Below are 7449 nucleotides of genomic sequence, written 5' to 3' on the forward strand. Positions count from 1 at the left end.
CGCGCCGGCTGCCCGTAAAGGCGTCAGGTCCGCCAGCAGCAGCGGCAGGGCGGCCGCCTCATTGCGCACCGGGATGATCACGCTGAGTGGCGGTGTCACGACCGAGGGCCCTGCTCGCCCAGATCAACCGGGTCAACCGGGTCAACCGGGTCAACCGGGCCATCGTCGCTCACCTCCGCCGGACTGCCATCGAGCATCTGATCCTGCACCACCTGTTCGTCGACCCGCGGGTCGAGGGCGGCAACCAAGGGCGAACTGCTCATGTTGCTCGGCATCGGGATATGGTGCAGTGGGGCGTCATCGACCTGGTGCAGGTGGGTGATGTTGGCCGGGCGCACCCGCCAGACCAGGATCAAGGCCGCAGCGCAGAAGAAGACATAGAGCATGTTGGGGCCCAGGAAGCGCATCAGCACACCGGCCAACAGCGGGCCGATACTGGCACCGACACCGAAGGTGACCAGCAGCATCGCCGTCAGCGATACCCGCCGTTCGCCTTCGACGTGGTCGTTGGCGAAGGCCACGGCCAGCGGATAGAGACTGAACTGCAACAAGCCGACGATGAAACCGACGCCGAGCAATACCCGCAAATCCGCCTGGGGCATCAACGCCAGTGGCAGCGCCGCCAGGATCAACAATGCCGCACAGCTACGGATCAACTTGGCCCGATCGTAGCGATCCGACAACCAGCCGAGCGGCCACTGCACCACCAGGCCGGCGATGATGCAGCTGCCCATGAACAAACCGACCTGCTCGGTAGACAAGCCCATACGCGCCGCATACAGCGGAGCCAAACCGTAGAATGCGCCGACCAGCAGACCAGCCACACCAATGGTGATCAGCGACAACGGTACCCGCTGGATGAAGAAGCGCAGTTCCAGCGGCGCCGGATGCATGGGCGCCGGGTGCAGCCGGTGAGTCAATGCCACCGGCACCAGGCACAGGGCAAAACACAACGCCACCAGCATCAGCAACTCGAGGCCAAGGGCCGGATACGTCACCAACGCCAACTGACCGAGAATCAACCCCAGGTAGGAGGCGGCCATATACCCGGAGAACACCTGGCCGCGCTGGCTGGTTTCCGCCTGCTCGTTGAGCCAGCTCTCGACCACCATGTACTGACACATCGAGGCCAGACCGACCACCAGGCGCAACACCAGCCAGACCGATAGCCAGTCGCTCAAACCATGACCGAGCACTGCCGCGGTCACCACTCCAGCACAGGCCACATAAGCACGAATATGCCCGACTCGGCCGATCAACCGGTGCCCCAGCTTGCCACCCAGCACCAGGCCGAGATAGTTGGCCGCCATCAGGGCACCGACCCACAGCCCATCCACAGTGTCCGCCAGACGCAGTGCCAGGTAGGTACTCAACAAACCCGACCCCAGAAACATCAGCAGGGTGGCGAAATACAGCGAACTGAAAGACCGAAAAATGAGGCGCATGACTCTGCGAATGACTCCCTGAATGATGACTGAACCGCTCCATACGAACGGCGCGACCCCGATGGCCGCAAAAATTAACTAATGAGCAAACGGATGAAGCATAGAACACAGAAGCAAAGCCAAATCGCGATGCATGCAAGCATGCACCTGGCCCGCATCCATTGGAATTGCCGCAGGCTGGGTCGGGGGCGTAGCCTGACAACCCACCACCAGCAGACAGAGATGGTGTGAATATCGAGCACCGTCGCCAGACTCCCCAGACCTTCGCGGCAAGATGCAGCGACATGCCGCGTTCCGTTCGGCGCGCAGCGACAACCCGCCAGCTGGGTACCTCGCCGATGAACCATGGTGCACTGCCTACGGCGAGTGGCACCCGACGGATCGTGGATTGCTCGAAGTAACTGGTCGGAGCCCACTGTGCCACTTCATGAAGACGGTCGCAGCAGGCAAGCGATTTGTTCACAACCTCTCAGGCCTGGGCAGCTAGAACGCGGCGCTCCCAAGGCGTGATCTCGTCGAGGTAGCTGCCCAATTCCAGGGTCTTGCTGGCGATGTAGCCTTCGACGAATTCCCTGCCGAACAGTTCTACTGCCAATCGACTGTCTTTCAGACGTTCGATGGCGGCATGCAGGGTACAGGGTAGCGTCAATTTATCTGGCACCTCGAATTCCCCCTGCATCGGTGCGCTCGGCTGCAACTGCTGCTCGAGGCCATGCAGCCCGGCAGCCAGACTGGCCGCCAATGCCAGATAGGGATTGGCATCGGCACCCGGCAGGCGATTTTCCACCCGCCGCGCCACTGGCGCGCTGGCCGGAATGCGCAGACCCGCAGCGCGATTGTCGTCCGACCAGCAGGCATTGTTCGGCGAGGCAAAAGGATGACAGAACCGCTGGTAGGAGTTCACATGCGGGGCGAACAGCAGGGTGAAATCCACCAGCGCCGCCTGCTGACCGGCGATAAAGTGATAGAAGGCCGGCGTCGCCTGACCATCCGCGGCGCTGAAGATGTTTCCCCCGCTGCCCTGCTCGACCACGCTCTGATGGATGTGCATGGAACTGCCAGGAGTGTGCGCCAGTGGCTTGGCCATGCACACCACTGCCAGCCCGTGCTTGAGGGCAACCTCCTTGAGCAGGTGCTTGAACAGGAAGGTCTGGTCGGCCAACTGCACGGGGTCACCATGCAGCAGATTGATCTCGAACTGACTGACGCCCATCTCGTGCATAAAGGTATCGCGCGGCAAGCCTAGCGCCGCCATGCACCGATACACCTCGGCGAAAAACGGCCGCAGGCCGTTATGCGAGCTGATACTGAAGGCACTGCCACCCTCCTCGCGCCGACCGTCCAGACCTGCTGGCGGCTGAAACGCTTGCTGCGGGTCAGGGTTCGGCGCAAACACGAAGAATTCCAATTCGGTAGCCACCACCGGCTGCCAACCGTGGGCGGCATAGTTCGCCACCACCCGCTTGAGCAAAGCGCGAGTGGACAGGCCCGAGCTGCGGCCATCCAGCTCATCCGCATCGCAGATCGCCAGCGCGCGCGGCGTATCGCTCCAGGGCAGACGGTGGATCTGGCCCGGCTCGGCATTCAGCGCCAGATCGCCGTCGTCGCTGCCGTAGAAACGTGGCGCCGGGTAGCCGCCCATGATGCATTGCAACAGCACGCCACGAGCAAGTTGCAAGCGCCGGCCTTCGAGGAAGCCCGCGGCGGTCATCACCTTGCCGCGCGGTACACCATTCAGATCCGGGGTCACGCACTCGATTTCATCGACTCCGCGCAAAAGCTCTTCCAGTGCACTGCCGCTAGCGGTGTTCATCTATTCCTGTCCTTGTTGCGCAGAGGCCGTAATCAAACAGCAATGCGTACAAAATACGCATCGGCCGTGCATGATTTCAAGCAGGTTAATTACCCGTTGTTACTCGAAGTAGTCTGCGGGCAAAAAACATCTAATATTTAGATTATTTTAATCACAAAATACAAGCCTGAAAAACTCCTGGATAGAACCTGTAAAAACCTCTGAAACAGCCGAAACAGAAGGGTCAACACCTACTATCGACAGCATCGATTATTACCATGCCTAAGCTGCACTTCTTCATCTAATTTACATCAGTAATATGGGCCCCGTAGCCACTTACCGCCCCCACGAGGAGCCTGAAGATGAAAAAGCAAATCCTTACCAGCCTGATCCTGGCCAGCTTGTCCGTTAGCGCCTTTGCCCTGCCACAAGGCGCCCCGCAACCCCAGTTCGACGGCGTTAATGCCGGCAGCACTCTCGCCGCAGACGGCGCCGAGCGCACCGGTGTCAATCGCATCGCCGAGGACGGCGCCGACCGCACCGGCGTCAACCGCATTGCCGAGGACGGCTCCGACCGCACCGGAGTCAATCGCATCGCCGAGGACGGTGCCGACCGCACCGGTGTCAACCGCATCGCCGAGGACGGTGCCGACCGCACCGGTGTCAATCACATCGCCGAGGACGGCGCCGACCGCACCGGCGTCAACCGCATTGCCGAGGACGGCTCCGACCGCACCGGTGTCAATCGCATTGCCGAGGACGGTGCCGACCGCACTGGCGTCAACCGCATCGCCGAGGACGGTGCCGACCGCACCGGTGTCAATCGCATTGCCGAGGACGGCGCCGACCGCACCGGCGTCAACCGCATAGGCTGATATCCACCAACTGAACGGGCTGACCAGCTCAACCCATTGATTTGCTTGGGTGAGTCACTGGGCTATACGAGCGAGCAACAGTTAACTCAGACATAGCCAAACAAAAAGGCGCCCTACCCGGCGCCTTTGCTGTTTCTACTCTCCCCGACTGCCCTACTCCAGGCGCGCCAGGCGTTCTTCCAATTCAGCCACTCGTGCTTCCAGCGCATCTAGGCGACTCTCATCGTATGCACCGGCGGGCGGCCGCTCGATGTGGCTCGCACGCGCTTCAATAATGGCCTGAAAATCGGCGGGATCGCCGAGCAGGTGCATATAGCGATCCTCGCGTTGCCCGGCCTGACGCGGCAACTGGCAGAGCAACCCACGGGTGATCAAGCGCTCCAGATTGTGCTGCAGCTGCTCGGCATCCTCGAACGCATACATGCGGCTGCTACGCGTCAGCAACTCGTTGACCGTTTGCGGCCCGCGCAACAGCAACAGGCCGATCAGTACGACCTGGGCCGCCACCAGTTCCAGCGCCTTGTCCGCACGATGCTCCCAGCGATCGGCGCGACTGCCCATCACCAGGCGGGTCAGACCTCGCCCCTCGAGACTGCGCAAACCCTGGCCGACCTGCCCGGCAGTGAGGTTCATCAAGGGTTCGCGACTGGTTTTCTGGTTGCAGGCCAGCACCAGGGCATTCAGGGTCAGCGGATAGACTTCCGGGGTGGTCGCCTGCTTCTCGATCAGGCAGCCCAGAACTCGAGCTTCGACGGTCGTCAGCGGCACATCGATGGGCGGGGTTGTGGTTTCGCTGCTCATGACAATTCTCTATGGCTCGGACGTGCCGATAGACTAGCTCGACTGGCGCCGGGTTGACATGGCTAGCGCCAAGTTCCGAGGCCAGTCGGGCAATAGGCGTTAGCAGACCTGAGCGACCGCAGTAGGCGGGAGTTTTTTCACGGCTCTGTACCAGTTATGCATTGCATGGAGTATTGGCCCCTATAGGAGCGGATTTATCCGCGCATTTAGCGGCTGAAGCGGAACGCCGCCCGGCCGCTCCTACGGGTAGATCCTCACGCCTAGGCGTGTTTGCAGCAGGTAACGGGGACAAGCCTTTTTCACAAGCTCTCAGAGGGTGTGAAAATATCGTGCGCCGTAGCGAGAGCGTCTCCAGGCGTTCGCGGCAAGGCGCGCTACGTGAAAAGTAGGGGAGTTTAGTGAGCTAAATGACCCTGCTTTTCACGTAGCGCAACGTCAGCAGCGGGCGCCTGGAGGCGGTCGCAGTAGGCGAGAGTTTTTTCACAACCTCTCACTCCTTGTTGAGATCCACCAAGGGTTGCTCGCGCACTTCGGTTTTCCGCCCGGCCTGGATGGCTTCGATGCGTTTGCGCGCATCATCCACGGCGGCGCGGTCGGCGAGCAGCTCATAGTCGACGCGAAAATGTCGCTGCTGGCCGGGCTCGACAGTCGGAACCAGGCCCAGCGGGCGCTGGTAGCGGCGGTTGTAGGAAAAACTGGTACCCGGCTCCAATCCGGTGACATAGCCCTGTTTCTCGGTATCTGTGTTCTTCCACAGCGAGAACACCGGCAGCTCGGCGGTGTTGAAGCCGACCGCGATACCCAGCTCACCGGCGCGGTTGTGCAACATGGCAAGGGTTTCGCCCTTGGCGTCGGCGTAGGGCACCACGTTGTAGACGGTTTCGTCGTAATCTGCGGTCGGACCGCGGTAGGTCTGCCAATCGCCCAGGTCAACCTTGGCCTTTTCATTGAACGGCGAGACCTGTTTCACCGGTGCGACGAACTTGGCGCCCTGTTCCAGCAGCGGCGTGCCGAAGTTGGTGTGGTACAGCGCCTGGTACTCCTTGGGGTAGTCGCCATTGTTGATCAGCGTATCGTGCAGCGAGAAACCAGCACGACCGGGAGTTGTGGAGAGTTCCGTGACGATCGAGAAATCGACCTTCTTGAAGGCTTTCTCCAGCAGGTCACCGCGCAGACGGATCGCGTAGGGCGGCTTTTCGTCGATCTGCAGCACCACTCGGGATGCTGGGATATTCGCGGCGCGGCCGTGCAGCGTCAGCAGCTCACCATTGTCCATGCCGGGGTGACCGACCCACTCGTAGCCGCAGCGGGTGACCAGCTCATTGAAACCCTCCAGCCAGCCGAGCCCACCGCGGCCGCCGAGTTCGATAAAGGCCGGGTTGACCACCTCATCCACCGGTGAATCCCAGCCCAGGCGCACGTCACCGGCCACCGCCTGGAGCACGTTCATGCCACGGGTGGGGATGACCGTCATCTTCATCGTGCCATTGTCGATCTCTATCAGGCTGACGCCTTCCTGACGGCCGCCGTGCAAGGTGCGCAGGCTCACAGAAAAAGCTGGGGCGGCCTTGATGCCGAGCTCTTCGCTGGTAACGCGCCAATTCTGCGCGGGCGTGTCCTGGTCGATCAACACCTGCTCCCAGGCCTGGGCGGAGGTGGTCAGGCAGATGCCGAGGCCACAGAGAAGCTGCAAACGGGTCATGGGAAATCCTTTGTTGTTATTGGTCGTCAGTTGAATCTAGCTGAATCGATTCAGCAAACAAGTTAAAACAACCGAGAATCGAGCAATATCGAAAAAAAGATAAAAACTGCGCGCGAAAAGCACCCCGGAGAGACCGCCCCCCTTGCCCATCGACGAAGCGGCACCCATGCAGGTAACCACCAAGCCCGCATCCGCAGCCCAGGCAAGCTGACGGCAGGCTGGCAGAATCGAGTAGGAGGCGGGGTTGCCCCCGCCGTCCTCTCACACCACCGTACATACGGTTCCGTATACGGCGGTTCCTGCCTACTAACCAACAGCGTCAGCGAGCTTGGTTCCGTTGATGCGTCGCCTGCGGTATCTAAGCGCCCAGACCGGCCCTCGGAGCTTCCGGCTCCTACCTCCTGATGGTCTCGACCCCCGCTACGCGGAGTTTCTGCTTTACGATCCAACAGAGATCACACCCGACTGTCCACTCATGGCAGGTTCAGCCCTTCGTCACTCCGGTTTCGAGCAACTACTACGGCCTCGGCTGACTTCTGTTCGCCCATCCCGTCATCTCACGATGCCGGTAGCACATGGCAGGCAGAAAAAATCTCCCAGGGTAATTCGCGCGACCTTCCTGCTTATGCCTGTCGGATTTACGTCGTAGCGCTCCGTGCAAGTATTGGGCTTTAGTGAACGTTGCCACCTCACCCCGCTACGCCGCCTGATCCGCTTCCTGTTCGTCAGGCCAGCATTTTGCCTCGGGCTTCCTTCAGATTCGCAGTCGCCCGCGACACCCTTGCCTCTGGCTAACACTTCCCCTTGCCGGGTGTGTAGAGGACTTTCACCTCC

5 protein-coding genes are annotated in these 7449 nt (G+C 61.0%); 1 reads left to right on the forward strand and 4 read right to left on the reverse strand.

Going from position 1 to position 7449, the window contains the following annotated elements; genetic code table 11:
- Positions 1 to 95 precede the first annotated feature (95 nt).
- A complete protein-coding gene (locus ABZE94_RS18595; protein ID WP_372877281.1) occupies positions 96 to 1445 on the reverse strand; it encodes an MFS transporter in 1350 nt (449 codons plus the stop codon).
- 469 nt (positions 1446 to 1914) lie between these two features.
- Positions 1915 to 3156, reverse strand: coding sequence for a glutamine synthetase family protein (locus ABZE94_RS18600; RefSeq protein ID WP_372877288.1), 1242 nt, complete (start codon positions 3154 to 3156; stop codon positions 1915 to 1917).
- 443 nt (positions 3157 to 3599) lie between these two features.
- Here ABZE94_RS18600 and ABZE94_RS18605 point away from each other — a divergent pair, with 443 nt between their 5' ends.
- Positions 3600 to 4112, forward strand: coding sequence for a phage infection protein (locus tag ABZE94_RS18605; protein ID WP_372877283.1), 513 nt, complete (start codon positions 3600 to 3602; stop codon positions 4110 to 4112).
- 153 nt (positions 4113 to 4265) lie between these two features.
- On the opposite strand, the gene ABZE94_RS18610 is transcribed toward ABZE94_RS18605, so the two are convergent.
- Together ABZE94_RS18610 and ABZE94_RS18615 are read right to left on the reverse strand one after the other, a co-directional pair.
- Positions 4266 to 4913 (reverse strand): YceH family protein, encoded by a 648-nt coding sequence (locus ABZE94_RS18610; protein WP_372877285.1) that lies wholly within the window; start codon positions 4911 to 4913, stop codon positions 4266 to 4268.
- Positions 4914 to 5403: 490 nt separating this feature from the next.
- Entirely contained in the window at positions 5404 to 6615 is a 1212-nt protein-coding gene (locus tag ABZE94_RS18615; protein ID WP_372877286.1) for an aldose 1-epimerase family protein, read from the reverse strand.
- Positions 6616 to 7449: the final 834 nt, after the last annotated feature.

The sequence above is a fragment of the Pseudomonas sp. genome, assembly GCF_041601375.1.
Classification (GTDB): domain Bacteria; phylum Pseudomonadota; class Gammaproteobacteria; order Pseudomonadales; family Pseudomonadaceae; genus Aquipseudomonas.